The 26077-nt window shown below is 69.3% G+C and carries 19 protein-coding genes; 9 read left to right on the plus strand and 10 right to left on the minus strand.

All coding sequences use genetic code 11. The features are described from left to right. Positions 1–145: 145 nt before the first annotated feature. Positions 146–1912, minus strand: a complete 1767-nt coding sequence (arc, locus tag CLM62_RS28025; protein ID WP_095752689.1) for a proteasome ATPase — start codon at positions 1910–1912, stop codon at positions 146–148. A 573-nt stretch (positions 1913–2485) separates the two neighbouring features. Between arc and CLM62_RS28035 the strand changes: the two genes are divergently transcribed. Further along, on the plus strand, positions 2486–2797 hold the full coding sequence (locus CLM62_RS28035; RefSeq protein WP_095752690.1) for a ferredoxin: 312 nt from the start codon (positions 2486–2488) through the stop codon (positions 2795–2797). A gap of 62 nt (positions 2798–2859) precedes the next feature. On the opposite strand, the gene CLM62_RS28040 is transcribed toward CLM62_RS28035, so the two are convergent. The 3 genes from CLM62_RS28040 to CLM62_RS28055 form a co-directional block, all read right to left on the minus strand. Further along, positions 2860–3438: a hypothetical protein gene (locus tag CLM62_RS28040; protein ID WP_095752691.1), complete on the minus strand. Its 579-nt coding sequence runs from the start codon at positions 3436–3438 to the stop codon at positions 2860–2862. Between the two features lie 405 nt (positions 3439–3843). Then, on the minus strand, positions 3844–4749 hold the full coding sequence (locus CLM62_RS28050) for a tRNA (adenine-N1)-methyltransferase (RefSeq protein ID WP_095752692.1): 906 nt from the start codon (positions 4747–4749) through the stop codon (positions 3844–3846). Between the two features lie 46 nt (positions 4750–4795). Beyond that, the gene (locus CLM62_RS28055; RefSeq protein ID WP_095752693.1) at positions 4796–6427 is read right to left on the minus strand and encodes a site-2 protease family protein; all 1632 of its coding nucleotides are present in this window, start codon (positions 6425–6427) and stop codon (positions 4796–4798) included. A 184-nt stretch (positions 6428–6611) separates the two neighbouring features. On the opposite strand from CLM62_RS28055, the gene CLM62_RS28060 reads away from it, so the two are divergent. Together CLM62_RS28060 and CLM62_RS28065 are read left to right on the plus strand one after the other, a co-directional pair. Next, entirely contained in the window at positions 6612–7589 is a 978-nt protein-coding gene (locus CLM62_RS28060) for a RecB family exonuclease (protein ID WP_095752694.1), read from the plus strand. A 14-nt stretch (positions 7590–7603) separates the two neighbouring features. Next, positions 7604–8275 carry a response regulator transcription factor gene (locus tag CLM62_RS28065; protein ID WP_058926326.1) on the plus strand — a complete coding sequence of 224 codons (672 nt, stop codon included), beginning with the start codon at positions 7604–7606 and terminating at the stop codon, positions 8273–8275. An 83-nt stretch (positions 8276–8358) separates the two neighbouring features. Here the strand turns inward: CLM62_RS28065 and CLM62_RS28070 are convergent, their stop codons facing one another. From CLM62_RS28070 to metH, 4 genes are all read right to left on the minus strand, one after another. Next, the gene (locus CLM62_RS28070) at positions 8359–9939 is read right to left on the minus strand and encodes an ABC transporter substrate-binding protein (RefSeq protein ID WP_095752695.1); all 1581 of its coding nucleotides are present in this window, start codon (positions 9937–9939) and stop codon (positions 8359–8361) included. A gap of 69 nt (positions 9940–10008) precedes the next feature. Continuing rightward, positions 10009–11613, minus strand: a complete 1605-nt coding sequence (locus tag CLM62_RS28075) for an ABC transporter substrate-binding protein (RefSeq protein ID WP_095752696.1) — start codon at positions 11611–11613, stop codon at positions 10009–10011. A gap of 457 nt (positions 11614–12070) precedes the next feature. Beyond that, complete coding sequence (locus CLM62_RS28080; RefSeq protein ID WP_095752697.1) at positions 12071–12766, minus strand: HAD family phosphatase; 696 nt, start codon at positions 12764–12766, stop codon at positions 12071–12073. Positions 12767–12878: 112 nt separating this feature from the next. Continuing rightward, a complete protein-coding gene (metH, locus tag CLM62_RS28085) occupies positions 12879–16397 on the minus strand; it encodes a methionine synthase (RefSeq protein WP_095752698.1) in 3519 nt (1172 codons plus the stop codon). Positions 16398–16692: 295 nt separating this feature from the next. Here metH and CLM62_RS28090 point away from each other — a divergent pair, with 295 nt between their 5' ends. The 6 genes from CLM62_RS28090 to CLM62_RS28115 all read left to right on the plus strand — a co-directional run bounded on the left by CLM62_RS28090 (position 16693) and on the right by CLM62_RS28115 (position 23924). Next, positions 16693–17457, plus strand: coding sequence for an IclR family transcriptional regulator (locus CLM62_RS28090; RefSeq protein WP_095752699.1), 765 nt, complete (start codon positions 16693–16695; stop codon positions 17455–17457). Positions 17458–17715: 258 nt separating this feature from the next. Beyond that, the gene (locus tag CLM62_RS28095) at positions 17716–18510 is read left to right on the plus strand and encodes an MIP/aquaporin family protein (RefSeq protein WP_095752700.1); all 795 of its coding nucleotides are present in this window, start codon (positions 17716–17718) and stop codon (positions 18508–18510) included. Positions 18511–18608: 98 nt separating this feature from the next. Further along, on the plus strand, positions 18609–20147 hold the full coding sequence (gene glpK / locus CLM62_RS28100; RefSeq protein WP_095752701.1) for a glycerol kinase GlpK: 1539 nt from the start codon (positions 18609–18611) through the stop codon (positions 20145–20147). Between the two features lie 42 nt (positions 20148–20189). Further along, positions 20190–21806, plus strand: a complete 1617-nt coding sequence (locus CLM62_RS28105; protein WP_095752702.1) for a glycerol-3-phosphate dehydrogenase/oxidase — start codon at positions 20190–20192, stop codon at positions 21804–21806. 183 nt (positions 21807–21989) lie between these two features. Further along, a complete protein-coding gene (locus CLM62_RS28110; protein WP_095752703.1) occupies positions 21990–22661 on the plus strand; it encodes a FadR/GntR family transcriptional regulator in 672 nt (223 codons plus the stop codon). A 273-nt stretch (positions 22662–22934) separates the two neighbouring features. Beyond that, positions 22935–23924, plus strand: coding sequence for a PAC2 family protein (locus CLM62_RS28115; RefSeq protein WP_095752704.1), 990 nt, complete (start codon positions 22935–22937; stop codon positions 23922–23924). Positions 23925–23999: 75 nt separating this feature from the next. Here CLM62_RS28115 and CLM62_RS28120 read toward each other — a convergent pair whose 3' ends face one another. Beyond that, positions 24000–24956 (minus strand): SMP-30/gluconolactonase/LRE family protein, encoded by a 957-nt coding sequence (locus CLM62_RS28120; protein ID WP_095752705.1) that lies wholly within the window; start codon positions 24954–24956, stop codon positions 24000–24002. A gap of 114 nt (positions 24957–25070) precedes the next feature. Next, a complete protein-coding gene (locus CLM62_RS50260) occupies positions 25071–25793 on the minus strand; it encodes a hypothetical protein (RefSeq protein ID WP_179382255.1) in 723 nt (240 codons plus the stop codon). Positions 25794–26077 lie beyond the last annotated feature (284 nt).

Here is a 26077-nt window from a genome sequence, read left to right on the forward strand (position 1 = left end):
ACTGCGCGACTCGGCGGTATGGAAGAGCCTAGAACGCCTTTGCGCTGGTGGGGAGATCATTTGCGTCATTGGGTTGCTCCAGCCGTGGCCTGTAAAACAGTCGGCTGCGGATGCCCGGTGAGGGCACCCGCAGCCGCCCTGCGTTTTACAGGTACTGACCGGTGTTCGCCACCGTGTCGATGGAGCGTCCGGTGTCCGCGCCCTGCTTTCCGGTGATGAGGGTACGGATGTAGACGATCCGTTCGCCCTTCTTTCCGGAGATGCGGGCCCAGTCGTCCGGGTTTGTTGTGTTGGGCAGGTCCTCATTCTCCTTGAACTCGTCCACGCATGCCTGGAGGAGGTGGGAGACGCGGAGTCCCTTCTGGTTGTGCTCGAGGAAGTCCTTGATCGCCATTTTCTTGGCGCGGCCCACGATGTTCTCGATCATGGCGCCGGAGTTGAAGTCCTTGAAGTAGAGGACTTCCTTGTCGCCGTTGGCGTAGGTGACCTCCAGGAAGCGGTTCTCCTCGGATTCGGCGTACATCTGTTCCACGGCCGTCTGGATCATGCTCTGGACCGTGGAGGCCCGGTCGCCGCCGTGCTCTCCGACGTCTTCGGAGTGCAGCGGGAGGCGCTCGGTGAGGTACTTCTGGAAGATGTCCTTGGCCGCTTCGGCGTCGGGCCGCTCGATCTTGATCTTCACGTCGAGTCGGCCGGGCCGCAGGATGGCGGGGTCGATCATGTCCTCGCGGTTGGAGGCGCCGATCACGACCACGTTCTGCAGGCCTTCCACGCCGTCGATCTCGGCGAGCAGCTGCGGGACGATGGTGTTCTCCACGTCCGAGCTGACGCCCGAGCCTCGGGTGCGGAACAGGGACTCCATTTCGTCGAAGAAGACGATGACGGGGGTGCCCTCGCTGGCCTTCTCACGGGCACGCTGGAAGACGAGGCGGATCTGCCGCTCGGTCTCGCCGACGTACTTGTTCAGCAGCTCGGGGCCCTTGATGTTGAGGAAGAAGCTCTTGCCGGTGGCTTGGCCGGTGACCTCGGCGACCTTTTTGGCCAGCGAGTTGGCTACGGCCTTGGCGATGAGCGTCTTGCCGCATCCGGGGGGTCCGTACAGGAGGACGCCCTTGGGTGGGCGCAGTTCGTGCTCCTTGAACAGGTCCGGGTAGAGGTACGGGAGCTCGACGGCGTCGCGGATCATTTCGATCTGGTTGCCCAGGCCGCCGATCTGCTCGTAGCCGATGTCCGGTACTTCTTCGAGGACGAGCTCTTCGACCTCGCTCTTGGGGACGACCTCGTAGACGTAGCCGGAGCGGGGTTCGAGCAGGAGGGCGTCGCCGGGGCGGATGGTGACGTCCAGCAGCGGCTCGGCGAGCCGTACCACCCGCTCCTCGTCGGTGTGCCCGAGCACCAGGGCCCGCTCGCCGTCCTCGAGGATCTCCTTGAGGGTGACGATGTCACCGACGCGCTCGAACTCCATGGCCTCGACCACGTTGAGCGCTTCGTTGAGCATTACTTCCTGGCCGCGCCGGAGCTCGTCGAGCTCGACGCTGGGGCTGACGTTCACCCGGAGTTTGCGGCCTCCGGTGAAGATGTCGGCCGTGCCGTCCTCGTTCGCCGTGAGGAAGACTCCGAAGCCGGCCGGCGGCTGCGCGAGCCGGTCGACCTCCTCCTTGAGGGCCACGATCTGGTCGCGGGCCTCGCGGAGTGTGTTGGCGAGTCGCTCGTTCTGGGCGGACACGCCGGCCAGGTTGGTCTGCAGCTCGACGATCCGCTCTTCGAGAATCCTCGTGTGTCGCGGAGAGTCGGCGAGCTTGCGTCGCAGGACGGCGATCTCCTGCTCAAGGTAGGCAATCTGCCCGGCAGGGTCTTCGGACCCTCGTCCCGGGCGGATGCCGCGGTTCATGTCGTCGTCGTGGGCTGCCACGGTCCTCACCTCCTCCAAGGGGAGCTGGACGCTTCCAGACCCTACCTGGGTGGGTGTCGATTGAAACCCCTAGATCACAATGACTGTCAAGGTGTGTCGTCGGCCACACCCCGTGCTCTTCCTCACGCGGTGTGGATACCCACTCAACGACATTCAGAAGCGGCCTGTTCCAGGCCGGAGTGGTCAAATCCCTGCACGGCTGACCGGAGTTGCGGTGGTCGGGGGTGGGACTGCCTGGGCGAAAGCGGCAGCGGGTCGGTCGGTGTGGGTGGCGTCGGCGGTGGATTCCGGGCCGGGCGGCGGGGGGTCCGGGGCCGCCGGGGGGCCATGTCATGTGACGCTGGGTGTCCGGCCGGGCGGAGCGCGTCACCCGCGATGCGGCTCGGCTGCTGGCGGCGGCCGGTCGGATCCGACCGGATGGGGCGGGCGGTCGGCCGTGTCTCACCCGCCGGGGAATGCGCACCGAACGTGGCTGAAAGCGGCCGGAGGTAGGGTCGAAGTGTTCAACACCCGTCAGGGCAGGACCGACTTGCTTTCGCGGTCGGGGACCCGACGCAGGAAACGGCAGGAGAGATGAGCGTGCAGCAGGAGGCCGGGGTCGGCGGCGAGGCGCTGGAGGTCTGGATCGATCAGGACCTCTGTACCGGCGACGGCATCTGTGCCCAGTACGCGCCTGAGGTGTTCGAGCTGGACATCGACGGTCTGGCCTATGTGAAGGGCGCGGACGACGAGCTGTTGCAGGGCAAGGGGGCCACAACGGCCGTACCACTGCCGCTTCTCACGGATGTGGTGGACTCCGCGAAGGAGTGTCCGGGCGAGTGCATCCATGTGCGTCGGGCTTCGGACAAGGTCGAGGTGTACGGCCCGGACGCGGACGCCGAGTGACCGCGAAGGCGCTCCCCGTTACCTTTGTCTGATTTCTCACATCCGCGGTCGGTGCGGCCGGCTCAGACGGTGTGCGCTCCGCGGGGTGTCGAGCGGACGAAGGCGCCGTTCTTCCACTGCCACTTCGCGCTGTCCTTCGTGTCGGGGCAGCAACTGGGCACGGCGGAGGAGGAGTAGCCGAGCAGTGTCGCGAGGACGGCTCCGTCCCGGACGGCGAAGTCGGTGACGGTACGGCGGTCCTTGGGGTCGACCAGGGTGGCGACCACGCGGGGGGCGCCGGTGTCCGCGGCCCGGGTGATGACGTACACGGCGTCGGGCGGGGTGCCCATGGGGGCGTCGCAGTGCACCACGGCCACCGTTTCGGGCTTGCCGTCGCCGTCGAGGTCTCCGGAGGCCTTCTTCACCACGAGCGCCTTGACCGGTCCGCACTCGAGGGGGAAATCGACGCCCGCGGGGTCGGGGGGTGCGGTGACGGCGGGGGCCGGCTTGTGGTCCGGGCCGGCCGCCTGGGCAGCCGTGGCCGGGTTGGGCTGCAGGACCGAGGACAGGGCCACGACTCCGGCGACGGCCGTCGCGGTGGCGACCCAGTGGATCGGACGGGTGTGGGTGTGTGCCAGTTCCGGGACGGCGGGTTGCTGCACTCGGAGCGTCTCCTGTGAGGGCTGTGCCGGTGGGGGTGGCTCAGCATGGTGCCACACGTCACAGTGCGAGGGAACGGCGGGGTCTGTGTTCCGGACGCGGCGTTGACGCCTTGGGTTGACGGGTTCTGGCGCGGCGTCAGCACGAAGAAGAGCGCGGCCGAGTTCCCCGGTGTCCGGGGAACTCGGCCAGAGTGCTTGTAGGTTGACGCGGCACAAGCCGCGCTGGGCCTAGGGCCTGTTGCGAAAGTCCCGCCTGCCCCGCGACGCCCGGCACGCGCTCTCGCCGCACCGGGCACAAGCCCAAGTACATCCAGTACGAGGGCTTGCACCCGGCACGCCGAGAGCACGCACCGGACGCCGCGGGGCCCGCCCTCCGGGCGGACGACGGGACTTTCGCAACAGGCCCTAGCGGCCGCCGGTGCCTCCGTCGGCGTTGGGGCCGGCGTAGTCCTCGCCGTAGGCGCCCTTGGCGGGACGGCGGCGGCGCATGGGCGGCTCGACGCCGTCGGCGAGGCGGCGGGCGGTGAGCAGGAAGCCGGTGTGGCCGATCATCCGGTGGTCCGGGCGGACGGCCAGGCCTTCGATGTGCCAGTTGCGGATCATCGTCTCCCAGGCGGTCGGCTCGTTGAAGCAGCCGATCTCGCGGATGGACTCGACGGTCCTGGCGAGCTGGGTGGTGGTGGCGACGTAGCAGCAGAGGATGCCGCCGGGGACGAGTGCCTTGGAGACGGCCTCCAGGCACTCCCAGGGGGCGAGCATGTCGAGGATGACGCGGTCGACGTCCGTGTCGGACAGGTTGTCCTGGAGGTCGCCGACGGTGAGCTGCCAGGCGGGGTGCGGGCCGCCGAAGTAGCGCTCGACGTTGGCTTGCGCGATCTCGGCGAAGTCCGCGCGGCGCTCGTAGCTGTGCAGCATGCCCTGGTCGCCGATGGCGCGCAGCAGGAAGCTGCTGAGCGAGCCGGAGCCGACGCCGGCCTCCACGACGCGTGCGCCGGGGAAGATGTCGGCGAAGGCGAGGATCTGCCCCGCGTCCTTGGGGTAGACGACGGCCGCCCCGCGGGGCATGGACAGGACGTAGTCGGGGAGCAGGGGGCGCAGCGCGAGGTAGGCGACGTTCCCGGTGGTGCGGACAACGCTGCCCTCGGGAGCGCCGATCAGTTCGTCGTGCGGGAAGGAACCCTTGTGGGTGTGGAAATTCTTCCCGGCTTCGAGCGTGAACGTGTAGTGGCGGCCCTTGGGGTCGGTCAGCTGTACCTGGTCCCCGACCTTGAAGGGCCCGCGACGGCGGGCGGCACCGGTCGGTTCGGACATGTGACCAGCCTACCGGCGTTTACTGGGGCCGCCGACCACGGGACGCCTACGCCGAGGGCCTGGCCATCGCTTTCACGAAGGCGCGCTCCACGTCGGCCGCGGACAGGACGCCGTAGATCTCGCCGGTCTCCTCGACCACCAGGTACTCCGTGGCGGGGGTGGCGCGCAGGGCGTCCAGGAGGTCCTCTCCGGCCAGCTCGGCCGAGACGCGCATGCCGTCGGTGAGGTCCTGGGCGAGGCCGCTGACGGCGACCCAGGGGCGGCGGTGTTCCGGTACGCCGACAATGGCGGCCTCGCGGACGAGGGAGATCGGGGTGCCGTCGGGGTCGACGACGACCAGGGCGCGGGCTCCGGCGGCGTTGGCGCGGCGCAGGGCCTCGGAGAGGGGCGTGTCGGTCTCGACGGGGACCGCGCGGCGGGTGAGGGTGCGGGCGCGCAGGTCGGGGAGGTGTTCGCGCAGGCGGGCCATGCGCAGGCTGTTGCCGGCGCCGGTCCAGATGATCGCGGCGAGGATGGCGGCGAGCAGGGCGTCCATGACGGTGTCCATGCCGACGTTGTCCTCGGCGTTGGAGCCGAGCGCCCCGGACTGGGTGAGGAGGGGCAGGCCGATCAGGACGGAGACGGCGAGGGCGCGGCCGACCCAGGCGGCGGCGATGGTGCCGTTCATGGGCTTGCCGGTGATCTTCCAGACGACGGCGCGGAGCATGCGGCCGCCGTCGAGGGGCAGGCCGGGCAGGAGGTTGAAGGCGGCCACGATGAGGTTGGAGATCATCAGGCCCGCCAGCAGGACGCCGGGTACGGTGCCCGGCTCGATGGGCAGCAGGGCGAGGTAGAACAGGCCGGCGAGGACGAGGGAGAGCAGTGGCCCGACGAAGGCCAGCACGAACTCCCGTCCGGGCGTCTCGGCCTCCTTCTCGATCTCGGAGACTCCGCCGAAGAACTGGAGCTGGATGCGGCGGACCGGGAGCTTGAAGCGGAGGGCGGCGACGGTGTGGGCCAGTTCGTGGACGAGGACGGAGGCGTAGAAGGCGACCGCGAAGAAGAGGGAGACGAGGTAGCGGGCGGCGCCGAGTTCCGGCAGTACGCGGTCGAGCTGGCCGCCGAACACCCAGGTGATCAGGGCGGCGACGAGGAACCAGCTGGGCGCGACGTACACGGGCACCCCGAACGGCCGGCCCATCAGCAGCCCGCCCCGCGGCGCCGGGGGCTGGGGCGGGCGGCCCTTGGCGAGACCGGAGTGAGCGAGAGGGCGGTCGGCTTCGGCGGGAGGTGAGGGAGGAGGGACGTCGCCGGGGGGTGTAGGGGGCGTCGGCCGGTCGCGCTCGGTCCCCTCCGTCGGGTCGGTGTCGGCCGGGCCCGGGGTGGCCTCCGAGGGCTGCCGCGAGGTCGGAGGCTCGGCGGCTGGGCCTACGGCGGGCTCAGCGCCCTGTCCCTCTTCAGTGTGGCGCGGCGCGTCCTGCCCGCGGACGCCGCGCCCCTCGGCGTCATCGTGCCGCGCGTCGAACCGTCGTACCACCATGGTCTGTTCGTCGGCCGGGGCGGCCTCGGCGTTGTCGGTGCCCTGCGGGGTCGGGTCGGGGCGTGCGGGACCGGTGGCCGGCGTCGCAGCTGCCTCGTGGTGCTCGGCCGACTCGTCGTTGCCGGACCGCGGCTGCCCGCTCCCGCCGCTCTCGTCCACGATGTCCCCTCGGTCCCCTCGTTCGAAGCGTCTTCCGCGCCTGCCGGGCGGAAGGGTCTCGGGTCGATGGTATGCGGCCGTCGCGATGCGTTCCGCCCCGGCACCCCCTGCGTTTGCTCCGCTGTCGCGGCGGTCGCGGACGCGGCTGCGTCACTGTCAGTGGCGGGCCGTATGGTCTGTGGTCATGGAGACGAGCACCGAGGGCCCCGCGGAGGCCCACAGCGGCGGTACCGCACCGGCGGATCCGCCGGCGGCGGCCGAGCCGACGGCGGCAGGGGATGCGGCGGCCGTGATCGAGACCGTCGCCGTCGCCATACCACCGGCCTCGCTGTCTCCCTCGCGTGCCAGTGACTTCATGCAGTGCCCGCTGCTGTACCGGTTCCGGGTGATCGACCGGCTGCCGGAGAAGCCGAGTGAGGCGGCGACCCGGGGAACGCTGGTGCACGCGGTCCTGGAGCGGCTCTTCGACGCCCCGGCCGCCGAGCGGACGGCGCCCCGCGCCAAGTCGCTCATCCCCGGTCAGTGGGACCGGCTGCGCGAGAGCAGGCCGGAGGTCGTGGAGTTGTTCGCCGATGATCCGGAGGGCGAGCGGATGGCGCGCTGGCTCGGCGAGGCGGAGCGGCTCGTGGAGCGCTGGTTCACGCTGGAGGACCCGACCCGGCTCGAGCCGGCGGAGCGTGAGCTGTTCATCGAGGCGGAGCTGGACTCCGGGCTGAGGCTGCGCGGGATCATCGACCGGGTCGACGTGGCGCCCACCGGCGAGGTGCGGATCGTCGACTACAAGACGGGAAAGGCGCCCCGGCCGGAGTACGCCGAAGGTGCCCTGTTCCAGATGAAGTTCTACGCCCTGGTCGTCTGGCGGCTGAAGAAGGTGATCCCGCGGCGGCTCCAGCTGGTCTATCTGGGCAGTGGTGACGTCGTGACGTACGACCCCGTCCTCGCCGACCTGGAGCGCGTCGAGCGCAAGCTGCACGCGTTGTGGGACGCGATCCGGCTGGCGACCGAGACCGGCGAGTGGCGGCCCCGCCCCACCAAGCTGTGCGGGTGGTGCGACCACCAGGAGCACTGCCCGGAGTTCGGCGGCACTCCCCCGCCCTATCCGCTCCCGGTGAGGGCGGCGGAGTCCGGTGGTGTGCCGCAGGGCAGAATGGGGCCGGACTAGCGAAGGAGATTCACGTGGCCATCCGCGTCCTACTGGTCGATGACCAGCCGCTGCTGCGTACCGGCTTCCGGATGATCCTCGAGGCGGAGCAGGACCTCGCGGTCGTCGGCGAGGCCGGCGACGGCCTGCAGGCTCTCGACCAGGTGCGGGCGCTGCAGCCCGATGTGGTTCTGATGGACATCCGTATGCCGCGGATGGACGGGGTGGAGGCGACCCGGCAGATCACCGGTCCCGGGCGGGACGGTCCGGCCAAGGTGCTGGTGCTGACCACCTTCGACCTCGACGAGTATGTGGTGGAGGCGCTGAGGGCGGGCGCGAGCGGGTTCCTGCTGAAGGACGCCCCGGCCAACGAACTGGTGCAGGCGATCCGGGTGGTGGCCGCGGGCGAGGCGATGCTCGCGCCGAGCATCACGCGCCGGCTGCTCGACAAGTACGCCACTCATCTGCCGTCCGGCGACGAGCCGGTGCCGGACACCCTGCACACGCTCACCGAGCGTGAGGTGGAGGTGCTGAAGCTGGTGGCGCGTGGCCTGTCCAACGCGGAGATCGCCGCCGATCTCTTCGTCAGCGAGACCACCGTCAAGACGCACGTCGGGCACGTCCTGACCAAGCTGGGGCTGCGCGACCGCGTGCAGGCGGCGGTGTACGCGTACGAGAGCGGGCTGGTGCGCCCCGGGGCGCAGTAAGAGGTTCTACGGCGAAGAGGGCGCCCCTTGTCGGCAAGGGGCGCCCTCGGCTTCTCGTTGGGACCTGTTCGTGCGGCGGTCCGTCAGTCCTTGCTGAGTTCCCAGAAGCGGAACACGGTGGAGGCGTCGAGGCAGTACTCCAGGCCGTAGACGTCGTCGCGGGTGACCGCGTACTGCTTGGCCTGCCAGACGGGCAGGACGGGCAGCTCGTCGGCGACGATGTCCTGCAGCTTGCCGAAGCTCTCGTCGGTCGCGGAGCGGTCGCTCTGGGCGGAGGTCTGCGGGATGAGCGTGCCAGTGATCGTGCTGTTGGTGTAGTTGTTGCTCAGCACGTTGCCCTTGCCGAAGAAGGGGCCCGTGAAGTTGTCGGCGTCGGGGTAGTCGGGCACCCAGCCCTTGACGTAGACGCCGTACTTGCCGGCTTCGATGTCCTTCTCGTACTGGTCGAAGGCCACGGACTTCACGTCGGCGTCGAACAGGCCGCTGGCGTTGAGCTGACCGGCGATCGCCTTCAGCAGGGCGTCGGTGGCCGGGCCGTAGCGGGACGGGGTCGACCAGAGGGTCAGCTTGACCTTGCCGGTGATGCCGTCGCTCTGCAGCGCGGCGGCGGCCTTGGCCTTGGAGGGGCGGGCGCCGTAGGTGTCGAAGAAGGCCGTGTTGTGGCCGGAGATTCCGGCCGGGATGATCGAGTACAGCGGGGTGGCCGTGCCCTGGTATACGTCCCTGATGAGGGCGTCCCGGTCGAGCAGGTGGGCGATGGCCTGGCGCACGCCGAGTTGTCCGGCCACCGGGTCGTCCATGTTGAAGACCAGGTGCTGGACCTCGGCGCTGCTGCCCTCGACGACCTCGACGCCGGAGTTGTCGCCGGTCTTCTCGATGTCGGCGATGTCGTTCGCGCTGAGGCCGCGGTAGGCGATGTCGATCTTCTTGGCGAGCAGGTCCCGCTTCAGGGCGGACTGGTCGCCGTGGAAGAGCTTGAGCGTGACGCCGGTGTTCTGCACGTCGGCGGTGCCCTTGTAGTTCTCGTTGACCGAGAAGACGGCCTCGTCCTCGCTGAACGACTCCAGCTTGTAGGGGCCGGAGCCGATCGCCTCGCCGTCCTCGCGCAGGCTGTCGGCGTCGTACTGGGTGTGGTCGACGATGGAGCCGGCACCGGAGGCGATCTTGCTCGGGAAGGTGGCGTCGGGCGTGTTCAGGCGGAAGACCACCGTCTTGTCGTCCGGCGTCTCGACCTTGTCGAGCATGGGGAACATGATCGCGGGGCCCTCGTCGTCGTTGATCCTCAGCATGCGATCGAAGGAGAACTTGACGTCCTGAGAGGTGAGCGAATCACCGTTGCTGAACTTCAGGCCGTCCTTCAGGGTGCACTCGTAGACCTGGGTCCGCGTGTCCGTGAAGGAGCATTCCTCGGCGGCCTCCGGCTTGGGTTCCGTGCTGCCCTTGGGGAAGCTCAGCAGCGACTGGAAGACGTTGTTGAACAACAGCCAGGAGCCGGGGTCGTAGCCGGAGGCGGGGTCGGTGGCCAGGACATCGTCGGACATCCCCATCACCACCGAGGAGCCACTGCCCCCGGAGCCCCCGGACTCCGTTCCGCAGCCGGTCAACAGGCCGGAGGCCAGCCCTGCCACGATGGGCAGGACCGGCCACTGGTTGCGCATATTCACGTGCAGGTGCCTTTGGTCGATTGTGTGGACACCGGGGCCACCCTCCCGGGCCCCGGTCAGGTGAAGGTGTCAGCCGCTCACACCGCGGCCGAGCTCCCACAGCTGAAGCGTCGAGGAGGAGTTGAGGGCGTAGGCCGTGCCCGTGACGCTGTCGCGGGCGGCGACGTACTGCTTGCCCTGCCACAGCGGCAGCAGCGGAACGTCCTCGGCGACGATGTCCTGAATGTTCGTCAGGCTGGCGACGGCGGACAGCCGGTCGGCCTCGCGGCGGGACTCCGGGATGAGGGTGTTGCGGATCTGGCTGTTGGCGTACGGCAGCTTGAGGAAGTTGTCCTTGTCGAGGAACGGCGCGATGTAGCTGTCGGCGTCCGGGAAGTCCGGGAACCAGCCCATGCCCCAGACCTCGTACTCGCCCTTGCGCTCGGCCGGTACGAAGGTCGCCCAGGGCTCGCCCTTGATGGTCACGTCGAACAGGCCGCTGTCGTTGAGCTGCTTCTGCAGCAGCTCAAACTCTTCCTTGGTGGCCGAGCCGTAGTGGTCGGTCGTGTAGTGCAGGGTCAGCTTCACCGGGGTGGTGATGTTGGCCTGGGTCAGCACGGACTTGGCCTTGGGCACGCTGGGGTCGCCGTACTTGTTGAAGAACGAGTTGGAGTGGCCGGTGATGGAGGCCGGGACCATCGAGTACAGCGGCTCGGCCTGGGAGCCGTACACCTTGGAGACGAGTTCGTTGCGGTCGACGACCTGGGCCATCGCCTCGCGGACGGCCTTGGACTTCACGGCCGGGGCGCTGGTGTTGAAGGCCAGGTAGCGGATCTCCAGGCCGGCCACCTCGACGAGGTCGACGGCGCCGCCGGACGCGTCGGACAGCTTCTGGATCTGGGCCGGCGACATCGAGCGGGTCATCAGGTCGATGTCGCCCTTCTCCAGCGCGCTGCCCATGTCGTCGGCGTCGGCGAAGGAGCGCAACTCCACTTTGTCGTTGTTCACCTTCAGCGTCCCCTTGTAGTTGGGGTTCTTGGTGAACACGGCATTGACGAGTTCGTCGCCCTTGACGTCGGCCCGCATGGTGTACGGGCCGGAGCCGTCCACGTCGAAGCCGTCGCGCAGCTTGTTCTTCTCGTAGTCGTCGGGGTTGACGATGCCGGCGACGGGCGTCGACAGCTTGTACGGGAAGGTGGCGTCGGCGGTCTTGAGATGGAAGATGACTTCGTTGTCGCCCTGTGTCTCGACGGTGTCGATGGTGGACAACAGGGCGAACACACCGCTGTCGGACTGGATGGCGCGAGCGCGGTCGATCGAGAACTTCACGTCCTCGGCGGTGATGGCGTCGCCGCCCGCGAACTTCAGGCCGTCGCGCAGCTTGCAGGCGTAGCGCTCGTTGCCGGAGTCGGTGAAGCCGCAGCTCTGCGCGGCCTCGGGGACGGGCTCGCCGTCGCCCTTCGGCTGGATCATCAGGGTCTGCACGGTCTGGCGCAGGATGTTCCAGGTGCCGACGTCGTAGGCGTAGGCCGGGTCGACGGGCGCGGGGGCGTCCTTCGAGGCGGTGAACCGGTCCGTGGTGCCGACGACGATCGCGTCGCCGCCGTCGCTCCCGCTGTCGGACCCGCCGCAGGCGGCGAGCACCGGCGCGAGCAGGCCGATCACGGCCGGCAGCACCAAAGTCTTGCGGTTCATGCTCGAGTTTCTCCAGAGCTGTCCAGTCCGTGTATCCGGCATGCATGGGTGGTGCGGCGGATCACGGGGTGAGGTCGATGGTCTCGCTAGGAGATTAGTCCGCACCGGCACGGGGTTTCGCAGCGACCGGAGTTGAGTGCCCATCACGGAGCGGAATCGGCTGCGAACGGACCGGAAACCCGAGGATGGAAGGATTAGTGCAGGCTTTGATGAATCGGGACACAAAGGCACGCCCACTCCCCCCGAATGAGGGGGAACGGCACACATCGGTACCCCTGTCGACCCCTGATGACGTGGGGAACGTCACATACTGAACGGTGTGCGGAAGCACCGGAATTCAGCCATCCGGTGCGGTTCGAATTCCCTTGGACACGCCCCGTGGAATTCCCGTCCTATCGACACTGCACGCTCGGTGAACACCCCGTGCATTTCCGTCATCAAGGCGCCCGTTGGATCGTCAAATCGTCAACAGTCCGCGCAGAAATGCCAGGTCGACCTCTTCGAGTGAGGTCACGACCGTGCGCCGGGCGGCCGGGGCGATGGGCGCCACGGAGGGCACCGCCACCACATGGCAGCCCGCTGCCTCCGCCGCCGCGACGCCGGTCGCGGTGTCCTCGACGACCGCGCATCTGGCCGGATCCACGCCGAGCCCGTTGGCGGCGAACAGGTACGGGTCGGGATGCGGCTTGGTGCGCGGCACCTCGTCGCCCGCGACGGTCAGCGCGAAGAACTCGGGGCCGAGGGACGTGAGCACCCGGTCGATGATGCGCCGGTGCGAGGCGGAGACCAGGGCCGTGGGGATCTCGTGCGCGGCCAGCTCCGTCAGCAGCCGGGTGGCTCCCGGCATCAGCGGCAGGGCGCGGTCGATGCGGTCCTCGAAGCCCTGGTTGAGCAGCACCGTGAGTTCGGCGAGGGTGATGTCGGCTCCGGTGGCCTCGATCAGGAACCCCGCACTGCGGGTCATGGGGCCACCGACCACGACATGGCGCCAGGAGTCGTCGAGGGCGTGGCCGAGACCGGCGAAGATCTCCACCTCGACGTCCCACCAGAAGCCCTCGGTGTCCACCAGGGTTCCGTCCATGTCGAGGAGCACGGCCTGCAGAGCGGAGCCTTCGGCCGTACGGGTTACTGGCGCGGGGACCGTACTGGTCATCCGGGCACACCTCCTTGAGGGACGATCAGGCCGGTTCCCACATGGGGAACCGGCCTGCGGTGGACCGACCAGTCTACGGCTTATCCGATCAGCGCGCTCTGTGAGACACGCCTCAGCGTGCGTTGAAGTACTTCGCCTCCGGGTGGTGGATGACGATGGCGTCGGTGGACTGCTCCGGGTGCAGCTGGAACTCCTCGGACAGCTGGACGCCGATCCGTTCCGGCTTCAACAGGTCGGCGATCTTGGCGCGGTCCTCCAGGTTCGGGCAGGCGCCGTAGCCGAGGGAGAACCGGGCACCCCGGTACTTCAGGGCGAACATGTCCTCCATGTCGGCCGGGTCCTCACCCGCGAAGCCCAGCTCCGAACGCACGCGCGCGTGCCAGTACTCGGCGAGCGCCTCGGCCAACTGTACGGACAGGCCGTGCAGTTCGAGGTAGTCACGGTAGGAGTCCGACTCGAACAGCCGGGCGGTCTCCTCGCCGATGCGGGAGCCGACGGTGACGACCTGGAGGCCGACGACGTCCGTCTCGCCGGACTCCTCCGGGCGGAAGAAGTCCGCCAGACACAGCCGGCGGCCACGGCGCTGACGCGGGAAGGTGAACCGGGTCCGCTCGTTGCCCTGCTCGTCCAGAATGATCAGGTCGTCGTCCTTGGACACGCACGGGAAGTAGCCATAGACCACGGCCGCTTCCAGCAGATTCTCCGTCTGGAGCTTGTCGAGCAGGCCGCGCAGCCGCGGCCGGCCCTCGCTCTCGACGAGTTCCTCGTACGACGGCCCCTCACCGGTGCGGGCCTGCTTCAGACCCCACTGCCCCTTGAACAGAGCGCCCTCGTCCAGCCAGGACGCGTACTCCTTGAGCTGGATGCCCTTGATGACACGGGTGTCCCAGAAGGGGGGCTTGGGGACCGGATTGTCGGTGGCGACATCGGAGCGGACGTGGCCCTCCTCCGGGCGCTCCTCCACCTCGACCGCGGGGGCCGCCGCACGCACCCGGCGCTGCCGCAGCTCGGGCAGCTTCGCCCCCGGAACCCCCCGCTTGACGCCGATCAGCGCGTCCATCAGACGCAGACCCTCGAACGCGTCCCGGGCATAGCGGACTTCGCCCTCGTAGATCTCGTGCAGGTCCTGCTCGACGTACGCCCTCGTCAGCGCGGCACCACCGAGGATGACCGGGAAGTCGGCCGCCATGCCGCGCTGGTTGAGCTCCTCCAGGTTCTCCTTCATGATCACTGTGGACTTCACCAGCAGCCCGGACATACCGATCACATCGGCCCGGTGCTCCTCGGCCGCCTCCAGGATCGCCGAGACCGGCTGCTTGATGCCCAGGTTGACCACGTTGTAGCCGTTGTTCGACAGGATGATGTCGACGAGGTTCTTGCCGATGTCGTGCACGTCACCGCGCACGGTCGCCAGCACGATGGTGCCCTTGCCGTCGTCGTCCGTCTTCTCCATGTGCGGCTCGAGGTAGGCGACGGCCGCCTTCATCACCTCGGCGGACTGCAGGACGAACGGCAACTGCATCTGCCCGGAGCCGAACAGCTCACCGACGACCTTCATACCGTCCAGCAGCGTCTCGTTGACGATGTCCAGGGCGGGACGCTCCGCCAGCGCGAGATCGAGGTCGGCCTCCAGGCCGTTGCGCTCACCGTCGATGATGCGCCGCTTGAGGCGCTCGTCCAGCGGCAGCGCGGCCAGTTCCTCGGCCCGGCCCGCCTTCAGGGACTTGGCGGTGGCGCCCTCGAACAACTGCATCAGCTTCTGCAGCGGGTCATAGCCCTCGGCCCGGCGGTCGTAGATCAGGTCGAGGGCCGTCTGCACCTCCTCCTCGCTGAAGCGCGCGATCGGGAGGATCTTCGACGCGTGCACGATCGCCGAGTCCAGGCCCGCCTTCACGCACTCGTCGAGGAAGACCGAGTTGAGCAGGATGCGCGCGGCCGGGTTCAGGCCGAAGGAGATGTTCGACAGGCCCAGCGTCGTCTGCACGTCCGGGTGGCGCCGCTTGAGCTCCCGGATCGCCTCGATGGTGGCGATGCCGTCCTTGCGCGACTCCTCCTGACCGGTGCAGATGGTGAAGGTCAGGGTGTCGATGAGGATGTCCGACTCGTGGATACCCCAGTTGCCGGTCAGGTCGTCGATCAGCCGCTCGGCGATCTCCACCTTCTTCTCCGGCGTGCGGGCCTGGCCCTCCTCGTCGATGGTCAGCGCGATCAGCGCGGCACCGTGCTCCCGCGCCAGCTGGGTCACCATCGCGAAACGGGACTCGGGGCCGTCGCCGTCCTCATAGTTCACCGAGTTGATGACCGCGCGGCCGCCCAGCTTCTCCAGGCCCGCCCGGATGACGTCGACCTCGGTGGAGTCCAGGACGATCGGCAGCGTGGAGGCCGTGGCGAAGCGGCCGGCCAACTCCTCCATGTCCGCGACGCCGTCCCGGCCCACGTAGTCCACACACAGGTCCAGCATGTGGGCGCCCTCGCGGATCTGCTCCCGGGCCATCTCCACACAGTCGTCCCAGCGGCCCTCCAGCATGGCCTCACGGAACTTCTTCGAACCATTGGCGTTGGTGCGCTCACCGATCGCCAGGAACGAGGTGTCCTGGCGGAACGGCACCGACTGGTAGAGCGAGGCCGCACCCGGCTCGGGACGCGGGCTGCGCTCGGCGGGCGTGAGGTCGCTGACGCGCTCCACGACCTGACGCAGGTGCTCGGGAGTCGTGCCGCAGCAACCGCCGATGAGGGAGAGGCCGTAGTCACGGACGAACGTCTCCTGCGCGTCGGCCAGCCCTTCCGGGTCGAGCGGGAAGTGCGCGCCGTCCTTGGTGAGGATCGGCAGGCCCGCGTTCGGCATGCACAGCAGCGGGATGCGGGAGTGCCGGGTGAGGTAGCGCAGGTGCTCGCTCATCTCGGCCGGGCCGGTCGAGCAGTTCAGGCCGATCATGTCGATGCCCAGCGGCTCCAACGCCGTCAGCGCGGCCCCGATCTCCGAGCCGAGCAGCATGGTGCCGGTCGTCTCGAACGCCATCGACACCACCAGCGGCACCTCGACGCCGGTCGCCTCCATGGCGCGCCGGGCGCCCAGGACGGAGGCCTTCGTCTGGAGCAGGTCCTGGGTCGTCTCGACGATCAGGGTGTCGGCGCCACCCGCGAGCAGTCCCTCGGCGTTGGCCTGGTAGCCGTCGCGGATCGTGGCGTAGTCGATGTGGCCGAGCGTGGGCAGCTTGGTGCCGGGGCCGACGGAGCCCAGGACCCAGCGGGGCCTGCCGTCACGGGCGGTGTACTCGTCCGCCACCTCGCGGGCGATGCGGGCTCCCGCCTCGGACAGTTCGTGCACGCGGTCGGCGATGTCGTACTCCGCCGCCGCCGTGTGGTTGGCCCCGAAGGTGTTGGTCTCCACGCAGTCGACGCCCACGGCGAAGTACTCGTCGTGGACGGAGCGCACGATGTCGGGGCGGGTGATGTTCAGGATCTCGTTGCAGCCCTCGAGGTTCTCGAAGTCCTCCAGGGTCGGATCCTGGGCCTGAAGCATGGTGCCCATCGCTCCGTCGGCGACGACCACTCGGGTGGCGAGGGCCTCACGGAGGGCGGACACACGGGTCCGGCTGTCGGCGGAAGGGGTCGGTGGCAACGAGGCCATGTAAGGGGCTCCCTTAGGTGCGACGGCTGTCGGCTTTACGGCGCCCGCGACACCTTCCGCGGTGGGCGCACGCCGCCCAGGGTAACCGGGTCGGGCAACGGTTGGTCAGGGCGTCCACGGGACGGACGAGGATGGCGGGCGGGCCACGGACGGGATACGAGTGACGCAACAGATGCCGACCGATCCTGCCCGACTGTTAGCGGGAGGTCGACATGGACCGGTAGTGTTCGACATTGCCGAACAGTGGCAGCGGCGTCGCGAGTCGACGGTCGTAGGGGACGGAGGCAGGACGGCGATGGCACGGAACATCCAGTCGCTCGAACGGGCGGCCGCGATGCTGCGGCTCCTCGCGGGCGGCGAGCGGAGACTCGGCCTGTCGGACATCGCCTCGTCCCTGGGCCTCGCCAAGGGCACCGCGCACGGCATCCTGCGCACCCTCCAGCAGGAGGGCTTCGTCGAGCAGGAGGACGCCTCCGGGCGCTACCAGCTGGGCGCCGAACTGCTGCGTCTGGGCACGACCTACCTCGACGTGCACGAGTTGCGGGCGCGCGCCCTGGTGTGGACGGACGACCTGGCCCGTTCCAGCGGCGAGAGCGTCCACCTGGGCGTCCTGCACCAGCAGGGCGTGCTGATCGTGCATCACGTCTTCCGGCCCGACGACAGCCGGCAGGTGCTGGAGATCGGGGCCATGCAGCCCCTGCACTGCACGGCCCTGGGCAAGGTCCTGTCGGCGTACGACCCGGTCGCGCACAGCGAGGCGCTGGAGAGCGACCGGAAGGCCTTCACCGACCGGACCGTCTGCGACCTGGACGCCTTCGAGCAGATCCTCGACTTCACGCGCGCGCGTGGGTACGCGGCGGACGTCGAGGAGACCTGGGAGGGCGTCGCCTCCATCGCCGCGCCCATCCACGACCGGCGGCGCATGCCGGTGGGCGCGGTCGGTGTCACCGGGGCCGTGGAGCGGCTGTGCCGGGACGGGGAACTGCGCCCTGAGCTGATCGCGGCGGTCCGGGACTGCGCCCGCGCGGTGTCGCGGGATCTGGGTGCCGGGCGGTTCTGAGCGACGTACACGACAGGGCCGGGACATCGCTTGGATGTCCCGGCCCTCAGTCGTGAGCGACCGGCGCATGCGACAGCCCTACACGATCAATAACGATCGTGTTTTCGATTACAGAACTCTTGACGTGCCCGTAACGCCACAGCAAGACTCCCGTCCATCGGTCGACAATGTCGAACACCGACCGGCAATAGGCGTTAGAGTGTGACAGCGCCAAGGGCCGGCAGCTCTCCCCCTGGACGAAGGACAAAGGAGTCGCGGGTGTCCAGCTCCGACATCTTCATCGGCGAGACCATCGGTACCGCCATACTCATCCTGCTCGGCGGCGGCGTCTGTGCCGCCGTGACGCTGAAGGCCTCCAAGGCCCGCAACGCCGGCTGGCTCGCCATCACCTTCGGGTGGGGTTTCGCCGTTCTGACGGCCGTGTACACCTCGGCGCCGCTCTCCGGCGCCCACCTCAACCCGGCCGTGACGCTCGCGCTCGCGATCAAGGACGACGACTGGAGCAACGTTCCGACCTACTGGGCCGGACAGATGCTCGGCGCCATGATCGGCGCGGCCCTGGTCTGGATCGCCTACTACGGCCAGTTCCACGCGCACCTCACCGACAAGGAGATCGTCGGCGGTCCGGGCGCGCAGGCCACGAAGACCGAGGCCGTCGAGGCTCAGGAGACGGGCGCCGGCCCGGTCCTGGGAATCTTCTCCACCGGCCCCGAGGTCCGGGTCGTGTGGCAGAACCTCGCCACGGAGATCATCGGCACCGTCGTGCTGGTGCTGGCCGTCCTCACGCAGGGCCTGAACGACAGCGGCAAGGGCCTCGGGACCCTGGGGGCCCTGATCACCGCGCTGGTGGTCGTCTCGATCGGTCTGTCCCTCGGCGGCCCGACCGGCTACGCGATCAACCCGGCCCGTGACCTCGGCCCGCGCATCGTGCACGCCCTACTGCCCCTGCCCAACAAGGGCGGCTCCGACTGGACCTACGCCTGGATCCCGGTGGCGGGCCCGCTGATCGGCGGGGCCATCGCGGCAGGCATCTACAACGTCGCTTTCGCTTAGATCAGATTCGAACTGAACAGAGAACTGAACAGATTCGAAATGGCTTGAGCAGTAGTAGAACCAGTCCCCACCACCACGGAACCTCCCAGGAGCACACAGTGACCGACGCGCACACCGCCGGCCCCTTCATCGCCGCCATCGACCAGGGCACGACCTCCAGCCGCTGCATCGTCTTCGACCGGGACGGCCGTATCGTCTCCGTCGACCAGAAGGAGCACGAGCAGATCTTCCCGAAGCCGGGCTGGGTCGAGCACAACGCCACCGAGATCTGGACCAACGTCCAGGAGGTCGTCGCCTCAGCCATCGAGAAGGCCGGCATCACCCGGGACGACATCAAGGCCATCGGCATCACCAACCAGCGTGAGACCACGCTGCTGTGGGACAAGAACACCGGTGAGCCCGTCCACAACGCCATCGTCTGGCAGGACACCCGCACCGACTCGCTGTGCAAGGAGCTCGGCCGCAACGTCGGGCAGGACCGTTTCCGCCGCGAGACCGGTCTTCCCCTCGCCTCCTACTTCGCCGGTCCGAAGGCCCGCTGGCTGCTGGACAACGTCGAGGGCCTGCGCGAGCGCGCCGAGGCCGGCGACATCCTCTTCGGCACCATGGACAGCTGGGTCATCTGGAACCTGACCGGCGGTGTCGACGGCGGCCGGCACGTCACCGACGTCACCAACGCCTCCCGCACGCTTCTCATGAACCTCCACACCATGGAGTGGGACGAGAAGATATGCGAGTCCATCGGCGTGCCGCAGCAGATGCTGCCCGAGATCCGCTCCTCCGCCGAGGTCTACGGCGAGGTCACCGGCGGCAAGCTCGGCGACGTCCTCGGCGGCATTCCCGTCGCCTCCGCGCTCGGCGACCAGCAGGCGGCCCTGTTCGGCCAGACCTGTTTCGCCGAGGGCGAGGCCAAGTCGACGTACGGCACCGGCACCTTCCTGCTGATGAACACCGGTGAGAAGCCGGTCAACTCGTACAACGGCCTGCTGACCACGGTCGGCTACCGCATCGGTGACGACAAGCCGGTCTACGCCCTGGAGGGCTCGATCGCCGTCACTGGTTCGCTGGTGCAGTGGATGCGCGACCAGATGGGCCTCATCTCGACGGCCGCCGAGATCGAGACGCTCGCCCTGTCGGTCGAGGACAACGGCGGCGCGTACTTCGTGCCCGCCTTCTCCGGCCTGTTCGCCCCGTACTGGCGCTCCGACGCCCGTGGCGTGATCGCCGGTCTGACCCGGTACGTCACCAAGGCGCACCTGGCGCGTGCCGTCCTGGAGGCCACGGCCTGGCAGACCCGTGAGATCACCGACGCGATGACGAAGGACTCCGGCGTCGAGCTCGCGGCGATCAAGGTCGACGGCGGCATGACCTCCAACAACCTGCTGATGCAGACCCTCTCGGACTTCGTGGACGCCCCCGTGGTGCGCCCGATGGTCGCCGAGACCACCTGCCTCGGCGCCGCCTACGCCGCCGGTCTCGCCGTCGGCTTCTGGACCAGCACCGACGACCTGCGCGCCAACTGGCGCCGGGCCGCCGAGTGGACCCCCCGCATGGACGCGGAGACCCGCGACCGTGAGTACAAGAGCTGGCTCAAGGCCGTCGAGCGGACCATGGGCTGGCTCGAGGACGAGAGCTGACGAGAACCCCTCTTAAGCTCTGATGAGGAGTAAGAACCCGACATGACCAGTCAGTCCACCCTGCAGTCCGTGCCTGCCCTCGGTACGCGCCCGGCCTCCGGTTCGAACCCGAGCCGGGCCGAGACCCGGGAGCAGCTCGCCAAGGCGTCGTACGACCTTCTCGTGATCGGCGGCGGCATCCTGGGCATCTCCACCGCCTGGCACGCCGCGCAGTCCGGCCTGCGGGTGGCTCTGGTCGACGCCGGCGACTTCGCCGGCGCCACGTCGTCCGCCTCCTCCAAGCTGCTCCACGGCGGTCTGCGCTATCTGCAGACCGGCGCGGTGAAGCTGGTGGCGGAGAACCACTTCGAGCGCCGTGCGGTCTCCCGCCAGGTGGCCCCTCACCTGGCGAACCCGCTCACCTTCTACCTCCCCGTGTACAAGGGCGGGCCGCACGGCGCGGCGAAGCTGGGGGCGGGCGTCTTCGCCTACTCCATGCTCTCGGCCTTCGGCGACGGCGTGGGGCACCTGCTCTCCCCCGCCAAGGCGCAGCAGGACGTGCCCGAGCTGCGCACCGAGAACCTCAAGGCCGTGGCCGTGTACGGCGACGACCAGATGAACGACGCGCGCATGGCGCTGATGACGGTCCGTGCGGCCGTCGAAGCGGGCGCGGTGGTCCTGAACCACGCCGAGGTCACCGGCCTGCGCTTCACCAAGGGCCGGGTGACGGGTGCCGAGCTGCGCGACCGCCAGTCCGGTGACGAGTTCGGGGTGAACGCCCGTCTCGTCCTGAACGCGACCGGCCCCTGGGTCGACCACCTGCGCCGCCTTGAGGACCCGAACGCGGCCCCGTCCATCCGCCTGTCCAAGGGCGCTCACCTGGTCCTGAAGCGGACGTCGCCGTGGAAGGCCGCGCTGGCGACCCCCATCGACAAGTACCGCATCACCTTCGCCCTCCCCTGGGAGGACATGCTCCTGCTGGGCACCACGGACGAGGAGTACGAGGGCGACCCGGCGGACGTCGCGGTCAACGACAAGGACATAGCCCAGATCCTGGACGAGGCGGCCTTCTCGATCCGGGACCAGCAGCTGGACCGTGACCTGATCACGTACGCCTTCGCGGGTCTGCGGGTGCTGCCGGGCGGCCCCGGGGACACGGCGAAGGCCAAGCGCGAGACGGTGGTGACCGAGGGCAAGGGCGGGATGCTGTCGGTCGCGGGCGGCAAGTGGACGACGTTCCGGCACATCGGCCGTACGGTCATGCAGAAGCTTCAGGCGCTGCCGGGGCAGCCGCTGGGCGACGACTTCGAGCCGATCTCCTCGCTGCCGAAGAAGCTGCCGCTGCCGGGCATCGCCAACCCGCGCGCGGTCGCCCACCGCCTGCTGACCGACCACCCGGCGCCGGGACCGCGCATGGCCGCCGACACGGCCAAGCACCTGGCCACGCACTACGGCTCGCTGGCCTTCGACATCGCCCGCCTCGCCAACGAGAACCCGGAACTGGGCGAGCGCGTCCACCCGGACGCCCCGGAGATCTGGGCCCAGGTCGTCTACGCCCGCGACAACGAGTGGGCCGAGACGCCGGACGACGTACTGCGCCGCCGTACGACCCTGACGATCCGAGGTCTGGCGACGGACGACGTGCGCGCGAAGGTGCGGGACCTGCTGGACAAGAAGTAGGCGGTACGACGGGAAAGGGGCGGCTCCACGCCGACGGGGCCGCCCCTTTCGCGTGCCCTGAGACGTCGGACCAGGGCGTTCGATGCTCCCTCCCACCCTGCGGACCCCATAATGGCGAAAAGACATCGGATGTCTGAACGGCATGCTTCCGAAGGACATGCCTGAACCACAGGGAGGCCGGCCATGGCAGTCACCGACGAGGCGATCGAGAAGATCAAAGGCATGATCGTCTCCGGCGCGCTGCGCCCCGGCGACCGGCTGCCCAAGGAGAGTGAACTCGCCGCCGAACTGGGCCTGTCCCGCAACTCTCTGCGCGAGGCCGTCCGCGCCCTGTCGCTGATCCGGATCCTGGATGTCCGACAGGGCGACGGCACGTACGTGACCAGCCTCGACCCGCAACTCCTGCTCGAGGCGCTGAGCTTCGTCGTCGACTTCCACCGCGACGACACGGTCCTGGAGTTCCTGGCCGTCCGCCGCATCCTCGAGCCGGCCGCCACGGCGATGGCGGCCTCCCGGATCAGCGAGCAGCAACTGGATGCCCTCACGGCCCAGTTGGACAAGCTGGGCGACGCCCCGTCGGTGGAGGAGCTGGTCGCCTGCGACCTGGACTTCCACCGCGGCATCGTGCAGAGCTCGGGGAACTCGGTGCTGTGTTCCCTGCTCGACGGCCTGTCCGGGCCCACCACCCGGGCGCGGATCTGGCGCGGGCTGACCCAGGAGGACGCGGTCAGCCGCACCCTGCACGAACACCGGGCGATCCTGGCCGCGCTGCGCGACCGGGACGCGGAGGCGGCCCGCTCGTGGGCGACCGTGCATATCGCGAGCGTGGAGCAGTGGCTGCGGTCGACCTTGTGAGGCAGCGGGTCCACTTCGTGAGCAGCGGGTCCGCTTCGTGAGGCAGCAGGTCCGCTTCGTGGGACATCGAGTCCGCTTCGTGGGACTTCACGGCCTCGTCCCGGTGAGGTCTCGGACCCTCGTTCGAGACAGCTCGGATGACTCCTGGGTGTTCCGGGGTGGCGATCGGGGCAGTGATGCGTTCACTCCCCCGTGCAAGGGGGCTGCGGGCGCCCCCGCCGCACGCCGTAAGGTTGGGTCGTTAAGCGAGGGCACGTCGGAAGGAGGCGCTGGGTGATCGAGCTGGAGGGAGTTCCCGAGCTGATCGACCCAGTCATGGTGGCCGCGTTCGAGGGCTGGAACGATGCCGGCGACGCCGCCTCCACCGCGGTCGCGCATCTGGACAGGGAATGGAAGGGCGAGGTGTTCGCGGCGCTGGACGCCGAGGACTACTACGACTTCCAGGTGAACCGGCCCACGGTGTGGTTGGACGCCGGCGTACGCAAGATCACGTGGCCCACGACCCGTCTGTCGGTCGTCCGGGTCGGCGGCGAGAAGCCGCGCGATCTCGTGCTCGTCCGAGGTATCGAACCGTCGATGCGATGGCGTTCGTTCTGCAACGAGATCCTCGGCTTCGCCCACGAACTGGGGGTGGAGCTGGTGGTGATCCTGGGCGCCCTGCTCGGCGACACCCCGCACACCCGGCCGGTCCCGGTCAGCGGCGTCACGTCCGACGCGGACCTGGCCCGCCGTATGGACCTGGAGGAGACCAAGTACGAGGGTCCCACGGGCATCGTCGGCATCCTCCAGGAGGCGTGCACGCACGCGGGCGTGCCGGCCGTGTCGCTGTGGGCGGCGGTGCCGCACTACGTGTCGCAGCCGCCGAACCCGAAGGCGACGCTGGCCCTGCTCAACCGCCTGGAGGACCTGATCGACGTGCGCATCCCGCTGGGCGAGCTGCCCGAGGACGCGCGTGCCTGGCAGGTGGGCGTGGACCAGCTGGCCGCCGAGGACAGCGAGGTCGCCGAGTACGTCCAGTCGCTGGAGGAGGCCCGGGACACCGCGGAGCTGCCGGAGGCGTCGGGCGAGGCGATCGCCCGGGAGTTCGAGCGGTATCTGCGGCGCCGGGACGGCGGTGGACCGGCCGGTTCCGGCGGGCACGCCACGGCGGACGGCAGCGACAGCCCGCCGTTTCTGCGGGGGGACAATCCCAGCGGCCGTACGCGACCACCGAAGCCGCCGAAGCCGGGAGCGGACGACGAGGACTCTTCATCGGAGGACTGAACCAGTGAGGGCGGTGCGCTTCGCGCGCACCGCCCCTTCTGTGACAGATGTCATCGGATGCCGTCGGATGGACCGTCAGATCTGGTCCACCGCCACCACGTCGTACTCGGTCTGAGGCGTCGGCTCCACGTCGAAGCGCGCGTTGGGCAGGTACAGGCGCTTGCCCCACGCCGCCACCGTCGTCGGGATGCGGAAGCGTGGGTCGGTGATGCGGGCGATCGCGGTGCCCTTGGTGCCGGCCGCGTTCAGCCGGAGGACGTCGACCGCGTTCTGCTGCTGCTGGACGGCGTAGAGGATCCGGCCGAGCAGCAACAGGCCGTCCCCGTTGGGCAGTCGGGCCGCGCCGAGGTCGACAGTGCGGGCGACCCCGGTACGCGGGTCGACCCGCATGAGGCTGCCGCCGTTCGCGAAGGCATTGACAACGAGCAGGGCGCTGCCGTCGGGCGTGCGCTCGATGCCGTTGGCGGTGAAGTCCGTGCCCTGCGCCCAGTCGCCGCCCAGCGGCACGGTCTGCACGGCACCGGGCGTGCCATGCGGGTCGAGGAGCAGCTTGTAGAGCACCGGCTTGAACGAGTCGGTGAACCAGGCGGCGCCCGGGGTGAGGATGACGTCGTTCACGAAGGTGCCGCCGGTGGCGTACACCTTCTCGATCTCGCCAGAGCGGGCGTCGATCGTCCGGATCTCACCGCTGTCGCCGCCGGCGACGAAGAGCCTGCGGCAGTGCCGGTCGATCTTCAGGCCTACGGAAGGGTGGCCCGCGCCGGGGCCCTTGCTCAGGACCGAGCCGCGGCCCGTGGCGAGGCTCGCCCGGTAGATGTCCCCGTTCGCGAGTGAGCCGAAGTACGCGAAGGGCTTCGTGCCGATGGTGATGCCCTCGGGCTGGAAGCCGTCGGGCAGCGGGAACTGTGCGGGCCACGCGTGCTGCCCGGTTTCGGCCGCGTGCGCGGTGCCGCCGAGCAGGGCCGCGCCCGAGAGCGCGGCGGCGGTGGTCAGGAGTCTTCGACGTGCGAAGGAACGGTCCGTGGGTGCCACTGTGCGTCCTTCTGCCAAGGGGCCGACCCGCGGCCGGCCGAACGGTCAACAGACGCTCCCACCCCATCACATGACCGTCACCTCCGCAGCCTTTGGCCGGATTGCGGCGGGACATCAGTTTCCGGACGGATTGCATGGTTGTCCCCCGAAGTCGCACGCCCCGAGGCCCGGCTGCGGGCCCAGGGCGAAGGCGTCCGCTCGGCGGCCGATGCCGATGTGTCGGCCCTGAACATCTTCCTCAGCGACGAACAGCTCACCCTTGAACCGCTGTTCGGCAGCGAGGAGCAGCTGCTCCAGTCGTCGGTCGCCGAGGACGTGCCCGACCTGGCGCTCTTCTACCGGGTACGCGGGGGTGAGGGAAACGGCCACGAGCTGCGGGCGCGGATCGCCGCCCTGCCGGGCATCGACACTGCGTACGTGAAGCCGGGCGCCGTACCCGCCTCCCTCGGGCAGGTCGGGGAGGACACCCGGCTGAAGCAAGGGGCGCCCGTCACACCGGACTTCACGAACCGTCAGGGCTATCTGCGGCCCGCGCCCGAGGGCGTCGACGCCCACTGGGCGTGGCAGCGGCCCGGTGGATCGGGGCAGGGGGTGACGGTGATCGACGTCGAGGGCGGCGGGCAACTGGGCCACGAGGACCTGGCCGCCAAGCCGGCCGGAGTCGTCGTCGGCACCCCGCTGACCGACCTGGCCTGGCGCAATCACGCCGCCGTGATCGGCGTGCCCGACCGCGCCCGCGCGGTACTGCGGGCCACAGGCTCCCCGCAGCAGGACTGCGCCGGGGCGGCCCGCCTCCCAGCGGATCGGCAACCGGCCCGACATCAAGGCGGCGGTCACCCCGGCTGCTGCCCGAGGCGGTGGGCTCGGGCCGGGCGGAACGGTACTGGGACGAGCTGCTGCCGTATCCGCCTGAACTCCCGCCCCGGCTCCGGCTGTTCGTGGCCGGCGGCTGGCGCAACTCAACGACCCGTCCCTCGAGATCCGCCAGGCGGTGCACACCGCCTTCGCGGGGGGACGGCCGGACGTCCGGGCCTGGTTCTCGGACGACGAGATCGTCGGCCTGGTCGTCACGGGCTGACGGTTCCTCATTCCTGCGGCGCGTACGGATCCAGCGGATCTGG

Origin of the sequence: Streptomyces sp. SA15 (assembly GCF_002291145.1) — a bacterium.
Taxonomy (GTDB): Bacteria; Actinomycetota; Actinomycetes; order Streptomycetales; family Streptomycetaceae; genus Streptomyces.

What these genes read in the sequence shown, in the direction of transcription:
- CLM62_RS28110 (WP_095752703.1), top strand. Translation starts at nt 21,990, where the DNA reads ATGGCAGTCACCGACGAGGCGATCGAGAAGATCAAAGGCATGATCGTC.
- CLM62_RS28090 (WP_095752699.1), top strand. Translation starts at nt 16,693, where the DNA reads ATGGCACGGAACATCCAGTCGCTCGAACGGGCGGCCGCGATGCTGCGG.
- CLM62_RS28105 (WP_095752702.1), top strand. Translation starts at nt 20,190, where the DNA reads ATGACCAGTCAGTCCACCCTGCAGTCCGTGCCTGCCCTCGGTACGCGC.
- CLM62_RS28060 (WP_095752694.1), top strand. Translation starts at nt 6,612, where the DNA reads ATGGAGACGAGCACCGAGGGCCCCGCGGAGGCCCACAGCGGCGGTACC.
- CLM62_RS28080 (WP_095752697.1), bottom strand. Translation starts at nt 12,766, where the DNA reads ATGACCAGTACGGTCCCCGCGCCAGTAACCCGTACGGCCGAAGGCTCC.
- CLM62_RS28035 (WP_095752690.1), top strand. Translation starts at nt 2,486, where the DNA reads ATGAGCGTGCAGCAGGAGGCCGGGGTCGGCGGCGAGGCGCTGGAGGTC.
- CLM62_RS28050 (WP_095752692.1), bottom strand. Translation starts at nt 4,749, where the DNA reads ATGTCCGAACCGACCGGTGCCGCCCGCCGTCGCGGGCCCTTCAAGGTC.
- CLM62_RS28075 (WP_095752696.1), bottom strand. Translation starts at nt 11,613, where the DNA reads ATGAACCGCAAGACTTTGGTGCTGCCGGCCGTGATCGGCCTGCTCGCG.
- metH (WP_095752698.1), bottom strand. Translation starts at nt 16,397, where the DNA reads ATGGCCTCGTTGCCACCGACCCCTTCCGCCGACAGCCGGACCCGTGTG.